At 36.6% G+C, this 14789-nt stretch carries 15 protein-coding genes; 12 read left to right on the forward strand and 3 right to left on the reverse strand.

Going from position 1 to position 14789, the window contains the following annotated elements:
- The first annotated feature begins 2 nt into the window (after nucleotides 1–2).
- From CKW03_RS12010 to CKW03_RS12050, 9 genes are all read left to right on the forward strand, one after another.
- Nucleotides 3–236 carry a hypothetical protein gene (locus tag CKW03_RS12010; protein WP_093097251.1) on the forward strand — a complete coding sequence of 78 codons (234 nt, stop codon included), beginning with the start codon at nucleotides 3–5 and terminating at the stop codon, nucleotides 234–236.
- A 926-nt stretch (nucleotides 237–1162) separates the two neighbouring features.
- Nucleotides 1163–2839, forward strand: a complete 1677-nt coding sequence (locus CKW03_RS12015) for a hypothetical protein (protein ID WP_093097254.1) — start codon at nucleotides 1163–1165, stop codon at nucleotides 2837–2839.
- Nucleotides 2840–2848: 9 nt separating this feature from the next.
- On the forward strand, nucleotides 2849–4576 hold the full coding sequence (locus tag CKW03_RS12020) for an IPT/TIG domain-containing protein (protein ID WP_139185454.1): 1728 nt from the start codon (nucleotides 2849–2851) through the stop codon (nucleotides 4574–4576).
- Between the two features lie 49 nt (nucleotides 4577–4625).
- Nucleotides 4626–6269 (forward strand): hypothetical protein, encoded by a 1644-nt coding sequence (locus CKW03_RS12025; RefSeq protein ID WP_093097260.1) that lies wholly within the window; start codon nucleotides 4626–4628, stop codon nucleotides 6267–6269.
- Nucleotide 6270: 1 nt separating this feature from the next.
- Nucleotides 6271–7983: an IPT/TIG domain-containing protein gene (locus tag CKW03_RS12030; protein WP_093097263.1), complete on the forward strand. Its 1713-nt coding sequence runs from the start codon at nucleotides 6271–6273 to the stop codon at nucleotides 7981–7983.
- A gap of 86 nt (nucleotides 7984–8069) precedes the next feature.
- Nucleotides 8070–8621, forward strand: a complete 552-nt coding sequence (locus CKW03_RS12035) for an RNA polymerase sigma factor (RefSeq protein ID WP_093097809.1) — start codon at nucleotides 8070–8072, stop codon at nucleotides 8619–8621.
- Between the two features lie 12 nt (nucleotides 8622–8633).
- Nucleotides 8634–8969 (forward strand): hypothetical protein, encoded by a 336-nt coding sequence (locus tag CKW03_RS12040; RefSeq protein WP_093097266.1) that lies wholly within the window; start codon nucleotides 8634–8636, stop codon nucleotides 8967–8969.
- Nucleotides 8970–9077: 108 nt separating this feature from the next.
- Nucleotides 9078–9380, forward strand: coding sequence for a hypothetical protein (locus tag CKW03_RS12045; protein WP_093097269.1), 303 nt, complete (start codon nucleotides 9078–9080; stop codon nucleotides 9378–9380).
- 21 nt (nucleotides 9381–9401) lie between these two features.
- A complete protein-coding gene (locus CKW03_RS12050) occupies nucleotides 9402–9857 on the forward strand; it encodes an Hsp20/alpha crystallin family protein (protein WP_093097271.1) in 456 nt (151 codons plus the stop codon).
- 99 nt (nucleotides 9858–9956) lie between these two features.
- On the opposite strand, the gene CKW03_RS12055 is transcribed toward CKW03_RS12050, so the two are convergent.
- On the reverse strand, nucleotides 9957–10487 hold the full coding sequence (locus CKW03_RS12055; protein WP_093097274.1) for a 5' nucleotidase, NT5C type: 531 nt from the start codon (nucleotides 10485–10487) through the stop codon (nucleotides 9957–9959).
- Between the two features lie 38 nt (nucleotides 10488–10525).
- Nucleotides 10526–11599 carry a tetratricopeptide repeat protein gene (locus CKW03_RS12060; RefSeq protein WP_139185455.1) on the reverse strand — a complete coding sequence of 358 codons (1074 nt, stop codon included), beginning with the start codon at nucleotides 11597–11599 and terminating at the stop codon, nucleotides 10526–10528.
- Nucleotides 11600–11864: 265 nt separating this feature from the next.
- Between CKW03_RS12060 and CKW03_RS12070 the strand changes: the two genes are divergently transcribed.
- The 3 genes from CKW03_RS12070 to CKW03_RS12080 are packed head-to-tail and all read left to right on the forward strand — an operon-like array spanning nucleotide 11865 to nucleotide 14415.
- Nucleotides 11865–12449 carry a phosphatase PAP2 family protein gene (locus CKW03_RS12070; RefSeq protein WP_169919003.1) on the forward strand — a complete coding sequence of 195 codons (585 nt, stop codon included), beginning with the start codon at nucleotides 11865–11867 and terminating at the stop codon, nucleotides 12447–12449.
- 3 nt (nucleotides 12450–12452) lie between these two features.
- Nucleotides 12453–12842 (forward strand): GtrA family protein, encoded by a 390-nt coding sequence (locus CKW03_RS12075; RefSeq protein ID WP_093097285.1) that lies wholly within the window; start codon nucleotides 12453–12455, stop codon nucleotides 12840–12842.
- Nucleotides 12832–14415, forward strand: a complete 1584-nt coding sequence (locus CKW03_RS12080) for a glycosyltransferase family 39 protein (RefSeq protein WP_093097287.1) — start codon at nucleotides 12832–12834, stop codon at nucleotides 14413–14415. Before CKW03_RS12075 ends, CKW03_RS12080 begins: the two co-directional genes overlap by 11 nt.
- A 53-nt stretch (nucleotides 14416–14468) precedes the next feature.
- Here CKW03_RS12080 and CKW03_RS12085 read toward each other — a convergent pair whose 3' ends face one another.
- Nucleotides 14469–14720, reverse strand: coding sequence for a hypothetical protein (locus CKW03_RS12085; RefSeq protein WP_093097290.1), 252 nt, complete (start codon nucleotides 14718–14720; stop codon nucleotides 14469–14471).
- Between the last annotated feature and the right edge of the window lie 69 nt (nucleotides 14721–14789).

Here is a 14789-nt window from a genome sequence, read left to right on the forward strand (position 1 = left end):
ACATGGATTTAAACAGAACATTTGAATATCATCATCAAGGCCACGAGATTCAGTTCAGCGTGACTTATGATCCTAAAACCCACTCATTCAATGTGGTGGAGGACGATAATATCAATTATATCCTGTCCTATAACCCCGCCACACGTGAATGGACAAGTACCGAAGACCCAGGACCTAGTATTTCAGTGGATAAATTGGCACAATTGGTCCAAAAAAGTTTTGGGGTATTTGTTTAACAAAAAGAAATTTTAATTAGTTTTTCTTAGAAATGCAGGTTTAACGTCTGCATTTTTTTATTGAAAAAACAGCTCCAAAAAAATTTCGGAGCTGTCTATTATTTAGACATTTTACCTATTTCTGCCTTAAGGTAAGCTGTCCATACTATTTCTTCAAAATGCCTTTGCGAGCTTATTTATCGGTAGTATTCATAGGGTGAACAGGCGAGAAAGGAAATAGTTCATTCTTCTTTAAATAGATTTGGGTTCGACGGTTATCGAGCCAGGCCGAGATTCCGCTCAGGGTACGGGATTGCCCAACGGCATTTGAACCAGGATGGAAAGGATTGGAGGACTGACCAAGATTTGGATTAGAACCAGGATGGAAAGGATCAGAGGATTGACCAAGATTTGGGAATGAACTATAATTGATAATATCTGATTTCCAACATTAAAACTTATAGTGCACATATCACCCTGTAAGGGTGAAATTATTTTAGCAAAGATTTTTCAGCTGTATTACCCCTTTAGGGGTTGAATTGGTATTAGGTCAATAAACTATCGGAATCCAGATTGAACCCCTAAAGGGGTAATCCTTCAATTCTATCATTTTCTAAAATAATTAAACCCTTAATGGGGTTTTCCAAGGTGTTAAAAAAATATTACCCTTATCACCCTGAAGGGGTGAAATTATTTTAGCAAAGATTTAGTAAGCTGTATTACCCCTTTAGGGGTTGGATTGGCAATAGACCGATAAACAATCAATACCCCCCTCTCCCTTACTCAAAAATCCCCCTTTTATTCCACCTAATACCCCCCCCCGACAGGTAAAATTCAAATAGCTACCTAAACTTTAAATTAGACTTAAAAATAAATCTATCAACTATTGTTTACGGTTAACAAATAAGTTATTCAATTTAATTACTTTTGTTGGAGTTAACCGAAATATGAAAAAAATCTTTTATCTAGCTATTTTGCTGGGCTTACTGATGGCGTGCAAAAAGGACTCAGATCCTACGTCTCAAAATTCGATAAGCCAGCAAGTAAAACCAATTAAACTAGAAGCCATAGTCCCTGAAAGCCAAGGTGTTTCCGGGATGAAGTTCATGGGTAGGGTTTTGCACCTCAATGAGGAAAAAATCATTGAACATGGTTTTTTATTACAAGAGCAAGATCCCTTTAATCCGGGCCTTCCCATTCGCTTAAAAATTGATAAAAAGATCCAAATTGGCACCAATGAGCTTTTGTATGCCAATATCCCTAAGACAGGTGTTAACTACACGGTCAAATACTATATCAAAACGGATAAACAGGAATATCTATCTGGGGGGGTAACTTTCCGTTATGTCCCTGTAAAACTAGAACCTTTTGCTGAACGAAGTGTCCATCAAGGTGATGTTATCAGTATCAATGGTGATTTTTCTAAGATTGATGATTCTTATTATATATTAGGTTTGACCCTTGACCCTATAGCATATGAGATAAGTACAGATAAGAAAACCCTGAGATTTACCATTGACGGACGCTTCAACCACGGTGATGAACCAATTTTCACTTTAGTAAAAAACAACACGATGCCTATTTATCTAGGGCGTGTCAATGTCTTAGCTAAATTATTGCCACTGGATAACTTTATGGTAAATTATAGGGAAATGATAACCTTTGGTGCTTTAGGTTTCAAATATGATAGTAAAAAACCATTCGAGATTATAGTAGGCTCTAATTCCTTTAGTTTAAAAACAGGTACACAGTCGTATGTCTCAGACCTAGTCAAGAACCTAAAGGGCAACAGTTTCAAATTTGGTTATTATGACGGAATCGATACGGTCTATTTTCCAACCCCATTAAAGTTAGATCCCCCAAATGTTAATGATGTATTCTTTAGAGAAAAAGTGACCCATCCAAATTCCTCGCTACGTCTTAGTGTATATGGTCTGAACCAGAAAATGCCATTAGAAAAGTCCAAAATAACCCTTGGCAACTATCCCGCAATTGCAACAGCAAATTGGAATGGAGAGGATTGGTTGACGGTCAGCGACATCCCGGAAGGCAATTATGGATTAAAATTCGTCAGTGACTATTTTACCTATGCTCCTACCGACAAAATCACGATCAGAAAACTAAACGTGGTATCATTTACTCCTAAAGAATTAGTATCGACAAACTATGTCACCATTACCGGAAACTTTATAGATGGCAAGACCTATCGGATTTACAGCAATATAGGTATGTCTCCGAGTTCTCCTGCTGCCAATGGAAGTATCGATGTTTACTTGGACGAGAGTTTAGCGGACAAATTTGAGATCAAAAAGGTGGGCTATTATGACGATATCCTTAAAAAGGAAACGCTGGTAGATGTTTCATTTTCAGTGCAATATGGTCCCATTACCTATTCCCATTTTAGTCCCTCAACGGGAAATTATAATACCAAGATCACCTTATATGGTGAAGGGATAAGCCGAGGGATGATATTCTTTGATGGTAAATGGATGCCTGCTGATGAAGTTGGTTTAAACAAGGTCAGTTTCTATCCTTACATGGTTACCCTTCCCGGAAAGTACAAAATTGCGGTTTTCCATAAAAACAAATGGTTGACCGTGGACCAAACATTTGAGTATAAATAAGCCATGGCAATGAATATGACACAAAAGGATTTAAGGACATTTCTTTACTTAAGCTTGATTTCTATGGGTCTGTCCTTCTGCGCGGGCTGCTCGAAATCTTCTGGTAACCCAGAGGTAGAAAAGGGAAATAAAGAATATATCATTTATACTACTGGATTTTCAAACCTCAGCTTAAATGAGGTTAAACTTACAGGAAAGATCGAAACTCCTAGTGATGAACCCATATTGGATCATGGCTTCATCGTACAATTCAGTAATCAGGATGGGGAAAAAATGCCGGAGGAGACCATTAGTCTTGGAAAGACCACAAAAACTGGAGAAATTACCGCGCTTTTCAAACCAAAAAAGATCTTTGAGCAAGGGGTTTCTTACTCTTACCTCTTTTTTGTGCGAACAGAGAAGAATTTTTATAAAAGCGACGCCTATGAGTTCATGTTAGGGAATCTAAATGCCGTTGCAGAAGAGAAATACTCTTATGGATCTGATACTATAAAAATAAATGGAAATTTTGAAGGACTCGCGGACCATTATAGGTTGGCTGTCCGTGGAGCTATGGAGATCTTCAGTCTTCCCTTTACGGTGAGTCCTGATAAAAAATCTATCAGTTTTATCCTTAGGGCTAGCAGTGATGTTTATAATTCGGACCAGGTTCAAGTGAGTTTAGTTAGAAAGAATGAGAATCCCAGAAGATTTGAGCTTAACCTAGCAAAGATCAGTTATTTATCACGGCTAAAATTCACCAAAAAGGATTATGACTATTCCGACTTCCTGGACTTTTCGGTTGCCAACCTTGCAGATAGTTACTATACCATACCGAATTTGTACATTTTGATCAATGGAAAAAAATTCCCTTATCAGAAAGGATTAAGGTTCCATGATTTGCCAGATTTTCCCGAAGGAACTTTCAAAATAGGCTATATGAACGGAAAAGATTCTGTTTATTTTCCAGAGCCTTTTTCCTTAGTCCAACCGGCAAAAGATCTAGTTCTGAAATCGAATTTCCCTAGGGTCCATCCTTTTTCCTACATCCAGTATGATGCAATTGAACTATCACGATTCTTTTGGTCTGAAGTGAGTGGCACAGTGGGGGGCCAAGAAGCAAATGTGGGCTATGATTATCGCACGGGATTGCTGACCGTTTCCCCAGGCGATTTAGCCGATGGCGATTATGAGCTGAAGGTCTTTAATCGATTCCATAGTTATCTATCACCAAAGAAAGTTAAGGTAGAAAAGTTAAAGATTAGCTCCCGAACCTCAGTGACTGGTTATGCAGGTGATACATTGACGCTGAAAGGCAATTTTATTGATGGTATGCAGTACTTCATGGTTGATAAGAACGATTTTCAAGTAGGGATGGCCAATGCCCAAGAAGGGGTTTTAAACTTTGTGCTAAACTTATATTTTAAGCCTGAAGATACTTTTCAAATTGGTTATTACACACCTACCGCTGTGTTTTATAAAACCGAACAGGTTATTAACTATAAATCCCTTGGATATACATTTGACAGATTTTATCCTAGCAAAGGCACTACGGGCGATATTTTAACGGTAGAAGGTAAAGGCATAGGCTTAGTAGGCACCGTATTTCTAGGAGATCAAATGATCAATGCCATAAAAATCAACAACAATAAGGTTAGCTTTTCAATTCCTAGACTTCCGGGAAAAGGAAAAATGAAAGTTGGCTTTTCTATAGGAACCGATCTCTATCAAAGCACAGATTATTTTGAATATTATTAGGTTATACTCCAAAAAGCCTGTCATTATCTTGGGATTATTCTTGAGTCTAATGACAGCATGTTCCAAAACTTCTGTAATAGATCCAAATACAGAATCGGCAATTAGTTTGAGTACGGATGTGGTCACTATCCTGGCTAGCAATCAGATCAAAATGGTTGGTGAAATCAAAAAGCTCAATTCGGAGCCTATCCAAGAAATAGGTTTTGTGCTCTATGATCTGGACCTCGATCCTACGAACCCGAAAGAAATCAAAATGGATAAGCCTTCTACTAAAGAAGGTAAAAAAGAATATACTTACACCGCCAGCAATCCATTTGTAATCGGCAAAAAATATGCGTATTGCTTTTATGTGCGAACCAACAAAGCATTTTATAAAGGAAATCAAGTTGAGTTTATGGTGGATCAGATCAAAACAGATCCCGGAAAAGAGACCAAGGCTGTCGCAGGAACCTATATGAGTTTGGAAGGAGATTTTAGCCAAATGGATAAAGACAGCTATATTACCTTAGCTGGCAAGGAATTGGGAAAATTGCCCTTTGAAGTCGCAAAAGATAAAAAATCCATTAAGATATTGGCGCCAACCCAAATGGTTAATCATGATGATGCTATAGACATTATTTTAAATAGAAAAGATCCAAATGGGAACAACTATTTTTCAAGGACAATAGGAAAAATGAAGATCATAGCTCGTATCCATCCACCGAAAAGTTATGAGATTTTCTATAACCAAGCCCTTCCCATTACTGGAGATGCGCTTCCATATCAGAAAAGTAGTTTAAATATCATCATCAATGGCAAAAAATTGCCCTATTACTATGGAATAACCATAGGAGAATTTGGTCCAATTAATCAATCTAGTCTAAAATGGTCCATAGATGATGGTGTTAAAGTAACTGATTTTCCAGAACCTCTTCACATCATAGCTCCAAAACCTGAAGATTTATCTATGGGTCCAGTTCAAATTCATCCTGACCAAATGGTAGATATTTTTGGAATAGACTTTAATCAATATTTCGGAAATACCCTCCAAAAAGTTAAGATAGGATCTAAGGAATTTGGATACTATATGAGTTATCCATCCTATCTTAGCATCGCCATCCATGACCTTCCTTATGGAAAACATACTGTAAGTTTACAATCATCATTATTTAATGTGACTTTAAATCAGCAATTAGAGCTACTTCCTTTTAATATTTCCTCTATTTCACCAAGTGAAATCTATCCAAATGAAGAGCTGCAGATTAAAGGAAATTTCATAAAGGGAATGGAATATTCAGTAACCTTTAATGACTTCTTCCAAACTTCAGCCATTGCGGAGTCCAATTCAGAAATCATTTATAAGGTTCCCTTCCTGAGTGGGAATAACTATGAGGTAAAATTAATGTATAATGGCAAAGCAATTAATGATCAGACCCAGAAATCATTTCGATTAAAGTTGCTCAACCCCATCATTACGAGCTTAAGTGCAAAGCAGGTCAATCCTGGAGATGTTTTGATCCTTAAAGGCAGAGGTTTAGAAAAAGTCGATTATATATTCTTTGAAAACTACGCTGTAGTTACTGAAAGGACCTCTAATGAGGAATTAAAAGTGAAAATGCCTTTAATGCTTTTGCCAGGGAAATATAAGATTTATCTCAATGGTAATAACTCCTCAGAAAGTATTCTAAGTAACCAAGTAATAGAAATATTGTAAAATGAAAAAATCATATTTCAGCAGCCTATTTGCTCCGATTTTTGGATTGATTTTATTGAATCTATTGCTTTCTTGCAGTAAAAATGAAGGGGTTATACCTGATAATAAACCGATAAAAATAGATATTTTTCAAGCTGGTAATGTGTCAGCTACTAAGGTGACCTTAAATGCCGAGCTTTTATATCTGAACGATGAGAAAGTATTGGACCATGGTTTTATCATTTTGGATAAAAACTCCAGCAACCCGATCAAAATATCCTTGGGTGCAAAAGTTAAAACGGGATTGATAAAACATGATTATCAACCAACAAAAGCTTTCCCATTAAATGAGCCCTTATATTTTAAATTTTATCTCATCACGGAGAAGCAAGAATATTTGACCAAACCATCGCTAATTAGAGTAAGGGATTTTTGGATAGATCAAGAAGACGGGATTAGGGTGACCTTAGGTGATACTCTAGTATTGACTGGAAATTTCAAACAAATCACGGATAAGAACAAGGTATATGCGCACTTAAACCAACCCAATCTGGGATTGATCAATGTCCCTATCCTCAAGATTGAAGAAAAAAAACTGAGCCTAAAAATCCCTGATAATTTAGGACTGAATGGCTATCCCGTTCAGCTTTACATCAGCAACGACCAAACAAGCCAAGCCTATGGCGATGAACTACGTCTCATCATTGTTAATATCTTAGGAAGGATAGATTTTTTGGCGGATAAACCCATTTATTTTGGAGATGGATTAAAATTGAAAACATTTGGTTTAACCTCTTATTATGGAGATTTCCCAATAATTATTGGAAATACCAGCACCTCATATTTTAATGAAACAGCTAACCTGGAGGACATTCAATATACAGGTGAAAAACTGAGACTTGGTTATTTCAATGGTTATGACACTATTTTTTCAAGCCAAAAACTCGAATTGATCAAACCAACTCCATCAGCTCTATACTTGGAACAAGAGCATTTCCACCCAGGCAATAATTTTTCTATTACCTCCAGCTTGCTAAATAGGTTATATGGCAATAAAGAATTAAAGATCAAGCTTGCTGGTCAAATATATCAAAGCTATTTATATCAAAACTCAATCAGTACTTCCTTTACCATTCCCAATCTCAAAGCAGGAACTTATGATGTAGAAATAGTATCAAGTATGTTCCCGACAGTCAAATTAAACAATAAGCTGACCGTAAAGCCAATTTCAGCCAAAATCAGCAGCATGGCTCCTTATTACTTTGACGAAAATGTAGAACTCACAGGGAATTTTGTTGACGGTATCAGGTACTTTGCAAAAATGGATCAATATGAGATGGAAATCGAGTCCGTAAAAAACGGAAAAGGATATCTGAAATTACCCTCTGGGTTGTTTGGCAATCAAAAAATCCATATTGGTTTAGATGTTCCAAACTCAGGCCTCAGCTTCCAAGAAGAGCCAATAAACATTAATATATTAGGTGCAGTAATTGAAAGTGTATCTCCACTTTCTGCCTACGCTGGAGATATCATTACGATTAAAGGTAGGGGCTTAACCTCGATGGGTTTTGAAGTTTTCATCGCTGAAAACCAATGTAAAGTAGTATCCTACAATGCAAATGAAATAAAATTCATGGCTCCAGCGTTACAGCGAAAAGGCAAATATCCTGTTGAATTAATTTTCTTTTACAACTTTTCAAGAATTAAATCAACGGAATTGCTAGAATTGAAATAAGGTTTTATTAAAAAAGATAAAATTTTTTAAAGTAAAAACTCTTTTGATTCGTCTTTGTCTGTATGGACGAGGCACAGCTAGAACGTATGTCGGAAAAAAACGCCAAATCTTTCTCGGAGGTCGTCAAGGAATATGGCGGACAGTTGCTGCGCTTTGTTAAGGCGCGGGTGAAAAAGACTGCCGATGCCGAGGACATCTTGCAGGAGGTTTGGTATCAATTTTCTAGGGTTACAAATATTGAAGACTTGGGTAATGCTGGGGCTTGGCTATATTCTGTTACCCGCAATAAAATCACAGATAGTTATCGAAAAAAGAAAGATGAGTCGCTCGACGAGCTTACTGAAGCTGCCGATGAGGACTCCTTCCCTATTGCCCATCTCTTAGTGGCAGATGAAACGGACAATCCAGAACTCAAGATGTTCAAGGATATCTTTTGGGACGAATTGATGAAGGCATTGGAGGAATTGCCAGAAAAACAAAGAAAAGTCTATATCCTGAACGAAATCGAAGAAATGACCCTACAGGAAATAGCAAACCTTGAGAATGAAAACCTAAAGACCATTATCAGCCGCAAAAGCTATGCAGTCAAGCACCTTAGATTAAGGTTGCGAGGTTTATACAATGAATTAAAATCTTAAAAAATATTAGCGATGAATAGCTCATTCAATACAAATAGAAAAGGGAAAAAGATCTTTATTGGGATAGCAATGCTGATCTTATTCTTCTTGGTCATTGGATTACTCCAATTTTTATGGAACAAGCTTATGCCAGAAATATTCGGTCTGAAAACCATCGATTATTGGCAGGCACTCGGACTGTTCGTTCTTTCTAAACTCCTATTTGGCCGAGGTTTTGGAAGACCGGGCGGTGGTTTCGGGCGCAAAATGAGGCAAAGAGAATTGGATCGATCGGACCTTAGTGAGGAGGAAAAGGAAAGGTTGCGTGAGGAATGGAAGCGCCGATTTGATTCAAAATGTGGATTTTAAGGTAGTCTACATGGAAATTGAATATTTTTCAAAATAATTTAAGGTAAAAGGATGGGTTCCTGCGTCTACTACATCAAAGGCCTTTAAATAGAACAAAATAAAAAAAACATGAAAAATAAATTTCAATCCATAATCCCAAGATTACTAGTAGCAACTGTGCTAGTTGGCATTGCGACCCTGTTGATCGGAACAATCTTTAAAGTACTGTTGGTAACTACCATCTTGTTTTCCATCGGAACTCTAATATATTCCAAAATCAGCAGACGTCGACATCATTCCGAATACAACGATTATATGCCAGCTTTTGAGAGGGTTCCAGAACGTAAATATATTATGGCAAACCCACAGGCTATCGTTCCTATTCAATATGCGAACAAAGCAAATAAACCCACTATTGTCCCTATTTACTAATTCATAAAAAAAGATAAAAAAATGTTCAGAAGAGAAACATATAACCAAGACGCAGAAGCACAACGAAATTTTTGCAGAAGCAATTTTAAGAGAAAATTTGACCGGTTCCAAAGTCAGTTTTTCAATGATGGCAATCCTTTTAACAGAGGCCAGAAATCAAATATTCCAGTCAATATTGCAGAGAATGATGAACTATACCAAGTTCAAGTATTTGCGGCAGGGAGAAAGAAAGAACAATTCCAGGTGAATATTACCGATCAGGTCCTGACCATCTCTTGTAAAGCAGCAGAATTGGAATCTGGTTTGAAATATATTTACCAAGAACAGCACTTGGGCGAATTTGAACGGGCTTTTCAATTGCAGGATGAGATATTGCTTGATAATGTACATGCAAGTTTTGAGGATGGCATCCTTACGGTGATCCTTCAGAAGGATCCTTCAAAAATAAAAGCTGCGCAAGAGGTCCAGGTCTCTTAAGATCTGATTAAGAAAATAATCACAGAAGAGCAACCTTAAAGGTTGCTCTTCTGAATTTTATGTCTATTTGGAAGTATGCACATTTTGACCTTTTGCTTATTATCCAAAGAAGTATCGCTCCACATCTTTCCATCCATTCAATCTTTCAAAACCAGTTTCATGGATATTGTGATAGCAATTAAATATCAGGCCAGTACCCGAGAAAGAACGTAGATTATAGATATGGTCATCGATCATATAGTCTGCTTTGATGATGCCCTTATTGCCACAAAATACCACTTGATGCCAAGTAATAAATGGGAAATGCTCTTGTAACCAATCAAATTTTTCGACCAAGCTCCAAGGGAATTCCATTGCTGCCGAAACGATATACACATCAAAATTATCGTTCAGACGCTTGACCACTTCTTGGGCATCAGGATTCAGGGGAAGGGTCCTAAAGAAATCAGGTTTCTCCAAATATCGGTAGACTGCAGCAGGGTCCTCAAAGCATTCGGCTTCTGGTTTTCCTTGGATCTCGGCTTCAGTGATCCGGATTCCTGTTTCCTGGAAATGATAAGCTAAATAATGCGCCATGTTATTGGCCAAGACACCATCCATATCGATGGCAATAGTTTTACGTGTCGACATATTGGAAGATATGAAATTATTTGATACCGAAAAATCATCTAATTGATATTTTCGATCAATCTTTCTTTATCAGGAGGTTCGAGAATTACCTTATTATTACAAAAGAACCTTAAATAATTACGGACTTTGAAATTGGAAGTGGTTCCCCATTCATTAAAAATTTTACAGGCATCCTCCTTCCTATTTAACATGAGATAACAAATCCCTAAGGTTCGTAGGCAATCATCAAAATAAAAATATTGTCTTCGATTAACGGGAAGCTGGATCGCTTTTTCCAAATAGGGTAATGCCTCCTCATATTTACCATTATGGTAAAGTTCATCACCTTTTTGAAACGATGACATTGCATCTTTGACCTCTTGACTTACATCCTTTTTACCGAATGTTGAATATTGAATTCTTTGAACGACCAAAACATTCTCCTTGAGATCGTTAAAGTAAAATTCTTTAATCTTATTCAAAGCTTTCCTTAACTCAGTTTCCAGTTTTAGATCAATTGGGTTTAGAAAAACGACATCCCTGATTACATTATTCGTATCCAGTACAAATTCAATCTCACAAAAGAATTCTGATTTAGATCTCTTTTTTAGTTCATTGGAATAAAATTCCATACTGCTTGCGAAATCCATATTGCTGGTAAACCTCACCTTGTTAAAGGTATCTTCAATCAATAATTTCTCACCGTTTCTTTGTGCATATTTTGCCTGAAATTCAGGATATGTTTTTATGAATATGGAGTCTTTCAAAAAATAAAAGATATGATCAGGGTCGCCACGCTCTTGTATCACAAGGTAATCTGAGTCAAAAGAATAAAAAAGGGATCGGTGGACCATATCAATATTTTTGAGATCATCATATCTGGCCTTAAATGGTTGATCGTTGATTTTTAATTCATCTTTTGATATTTCATAAATGGTTTCATTGGAAAACAAGGGCGAATGTATATCGGAAATCATCTTATTGGCATCGGTGACAAAGTCAAGGACCCAACGCCCGATCAGTCGATTCTCTTGGGCATTGATCGGTTGGAAAAACAAGCAAAACAGAAAGAAAAGCAGAAAGGACTTGCTAGGGAACATGTTTGGAATGCCTCCAAAATATTTGCAGTTCATAATAATTGATTAAGAGTAGTTGAAAGTAAAGATATTTCCCAAGAATTCGAAATGGTTCAGCACCTAAACTGAACTGTCATTAAACAGCGGTTATTTATTAATAGAAACTTAATGAAGTTAAGTATTTGTGATAACATTTTCTTAATATTTCAACCATAATTTTATGTTTTAAAGATCAAAGCAAATTAACCTCATGAAACGTATCCTAAAACTCTACCATCAAAACAGGTATTTTTATAATTGTTTTTTAACCTGGTACTTTTTTTTGAGTTGCATTGTATTTTCAATTCCGAAACAAGAGTCTTTCTTATTTATCAATTCCAAACATTCTTTATTTTTCGATTATTTTTTCACGGTCATCACACAGTTTGGCGATGGCATATTTGTGATCGCTTTAGCATTGTTCTGTTTCTTTTTATGGTCCCGAAGGTTAGCTGTTGCAATCGCGGCTACTTATATAGGATCTGGATTGATCTGTTCACTATTGAAAAGAACCTTTCATACACATAGACCAGGTTTCAGTTTACATGATGACCCAAACTTTCACTCTTTGTCCTGGATGCCTATGTCTTATCATAATGCTTTTCCTTCGGGTCATACCACTTCTGCCTTTGCCTTAGCAACCTGCATTGCCCTTTATTCAAGGAATAGGAGTCTATCTATCCTAGCATTCCTTTTAGCCTGCCTGACAGGTTATTCAAGGGTATACTTAGGACAGCATTATCTTGATGATGTTTGGTTTGGTTCCATGCTTGGTATCGGTTTCTCCTGTCTTTACGCTTTACTGGTTTCCTATTATTCTGAAAACCGTTTTACCTTATCAAACCTGCCCAGCAATTTTAAAATATAATCTATGCTAAAGCTTCTTTTGAGCGCTGTTAAATTCGGAGCGGTAGGCCTTTTGGGTATGGCCATTGATTTCTTTTTTACTTGGCTCTGCAAAGAAAAACTTAAGATCAACAAATTTATAGCTAATGCGATTGGTTTTTCCATGGCGGTCATCAATAATTACATCTTGAATCGTATCTGGACCTTTTCGAGCAAAAACCCACAGATATTTGAACAATTCCTTTATTTTCTAGGTATCAGTAGCATAGGACTAGCCCTCAATAGTAGTTTCCTGTATCTTTTCCATAACAAATTCAAATTGAATTTCTATTTCAGCAAGCTCCTAGCCATAGTTATCGTTTTTTTATGGAATTTCTCCGCTAACCTCCTCTTTACTTTCAACAATGGAAAATGATTACAGGATCAAACTGAGGTGGTTAATCGTTGTTAGCACCTTAATGCGTTGCTTATTTGCGATCTTCATTGAATTAGGAAATGATGAAGTCTATTACTTCAGCTATGCGCAACATCTAGATTGGAACCATTTTGACCATCCTCCAATGGTTGGCTTATTGATTCGATTCTTTACGCTTAACCTGCATTGGGTCAATGATTTCTCCATGCGATTTGGAGCAATAATGATGGCTGGCTTCAATACTTGGTTAATTGCCGGAATTGCAAGACAATTAATGAGTGAAAGAGCGGGATTGATTGCCGCCGTGCTGTATACAGCCTCGATTTATGCCAGTATTATTTCTGGATTATTTATTCTGCCAGACTCCATAGCCAATACATTTTGGATAGCCGCCCTGTATAGTATGACCGCGATTGTAAGCAGTACAGATGTCCATAGACAAAGCAATCAGCTCCTGTTATTAGGATTATGGATAGGTCTGGCCTGTTTGAGTAAGGTACATTCCATATTTTTAGGCTTTGGGTTTATCTCCTATATCCTCCTTTTTCAAAGACAATTACTTAAAAATAGAGCACTTTATCTTAGCATACTGATCTTTATGGTCTGTGTGCTTCCTATCTGGCTCTGGAATGAAGAGAATGATTTTATCACTTGGAAGTTCCATAGTCAACGGGTTAGCATATTGGAATCTGGAATTCGTTGGGATTATTTTGCACAGGCTTTTTTCGGTCAAATATTTTATAACAATCCGCTTTTAGTTTATATGTATGTTTTTGTTCTTTTCTCACTGATCAAGCAAAAGTTTAAGATAAAAGGCGTATCCAAAAACATCGTATATCTCTTATTATTCACTTCTATCCCTATTATTCTTGCTACTACAGGAATTTCTTTTTTCAGACCGACTTTGCCACATTGGAGCGGGCCGGGGTTCTTTGGAATCATGATCATAAGCAGCTTGTGGATTGATCAACAGTTGAAACTCGACAAGATACCGAGGATAAGGAAATTACTGAATTTCCAACTTAGTTTTACCTTGATTATTATAATCCTAGTCGTCCTTCTCATAAGATATTATCCTGGAAATCTATTTTCTGTTTCCATTAAGGAGCAATTGGGAAAAGGTGATGTCACTTTGGATATGATTGGCTGGAAAGATTTAAAGAACCAATTTGAAGCATTGAGGGCAGAAGATATTGGCAAGGGTGAAATGTCCATGGAGGATGCTTTACTTGTTGATAAATGGTATCCAGCAGGACACCTCTATTTTTACTTGGCAAGACCAATGGAAATGAGAATGATAGCTGAAGGTAAACTTACAGACATCCATAAATATGCTTGGATTAACCTTACTGTAAACCCGATTAAAAAGGGTGAAAATGCTTATTTCATTGTACCATCAAATAATTTCATTTCTGTAGAGAATTTATATTCCAATCTCTTTACGGAAATAAAATTAAGGAAGGTCTTAAATCAGGAACGGAGCCATACCGTGATCAGACAATGGTATATTTACCAATTGAAATCTGCAAAAGAAATAATTGGCAATCAACATCCACTATCTTATCTGGAATAAAAAAGGTTGCCATAAATGACAACCTTTGGTTTAAAATATAAAGATATAATTGTTTAAAAGATATACCTCCAAGAGTTGATAATAGTCATAGGGACATATAGCAAAGTCAATAACAACGCTGTTACGAGATCAGGTTGCTCTAGTTTCTTGTACCTTGCATAGGAGAACAAAACTAAACAGATCAATAGAAAACCTATTCCAATAAAAAAAGACCAGGTATTTCCAGCAAGGTTATTCAGGAGTATCCCTAATTTCAGAAGAACTAAGACCAGAATTTCCCCCACTAATATTTTCTTCCAATTCATGAATTAAATAAAACTAGTTGAACAATGTTTATAAATTAAGTTGAGTAAAATGGTTTTTTCGGAAATTCA

It is taken from the genome of Sphingobacterium mizutaii (assembly GCF_900187125.1).
Lineage (GTDB): Bacteria > Bacteroidota > Bacteroidia > Sphingobacteriales > Sphingobacteriaceae > Sphingobacterium > Sphingobacterium mizutaii.

Bases quoted from the DNA above. Each gene is read 5' to 3' on its own strand.
- CKW03_RS12025 (WP_093097260.1), top strand. From the start codon at position 4,626: ATGACAGCATGTTCCAAAACTTCTGTAATAGATCCAAATACAGAATCG.
- CKW03_RS12045 (WP_093097269.1), top strand. From the start codon at position 9,078: ATGAAAAATAAATTTCAATCCATAATCCCAAGATTACTAGTAGCAACT.
- CKW03_RS12055 (WP_093097274.1), bottom strand. From the start codon at position 10,487: ATGTCGACACGTAAAACTATTGCCATCGATATGGATGGTGTCTTGGCC.
- CKW03_RS12020 (WP_139185454.1), top strand. From the start codon at position 2,849: ATGAATATGACACAAAAGGATTTAAGGACATTTCTTTACTTAAGCTTG.
- CKW03_RS12075 (WP_093097285.1), top strand. From the start codon at position 12,453: ATGCTAAAGCTTCTTTTGAGCGCTGTTAAATTCGGAGCGGTAGGCCTT.
- CKW03_RS12040 (WP_093097266.1), top strand. From the start codon at position 8,634: ATGAATAGCTCATTCAATACAAATAGAAAAGGGAAAAAGATCTTTATT.
- CKW03_RS12060 (WP_139185455.1), bottom strand. From the start codon at position 11,599: ATGAACTGCAAATATTTTGGAGGCATTCCAAACATGTTCCCTAGCAAG.
- CKW03_RS12010 (WP_093097251.1), top strand. From the start codon at position 3: ATGGATTTAAACAGAACATTTGAATATCATCATCAAGGCCACGAGATT.
- CKW03_RS12030 (WP_093097263.1), top strand. From the start codon at position 6,271: ATGAAAAAATCATATTTCAGCAGCCTATTTGCTCCGATTTTTGGATTG.
- CKW03_RS12080 (WP_093097287.1), top strand. From the start codon at position 12,832: ATGGAAAATGATTACAGGATCAAACTGAGGTGGTTAATCGTTGTTAGC.
- CKW03_RS12085 (WP_093097290.1), bottom strand. From the start codon at position 14,720: ATGAATTGGAAGAAAATATTAGTGGGGGAAATTCTGGTCTTAGTTCTT.
- CKW03_RS12015 (WP_093097254.1), top strand. From the start codon at position 1,163: ATGAAAAAAATCTTTTATCTAGCTATTTTGCTGGGCTTACTGATGGCG.
- CKW03_RS12035 (WP_093097809.1), top strand. From the start codon at position 8,070: ATGTCGGAAAAAAACGCCAAATCTTTCTCGGAGGTCGTCAAGGAATAT.
- CKW03_RS12050 (WP_093097271.1), top strand. From the start codon at position 9,402: ATGTTCAGAAGAGAAACATATAACCAAGACGCAGAAGCACAACGAAAT.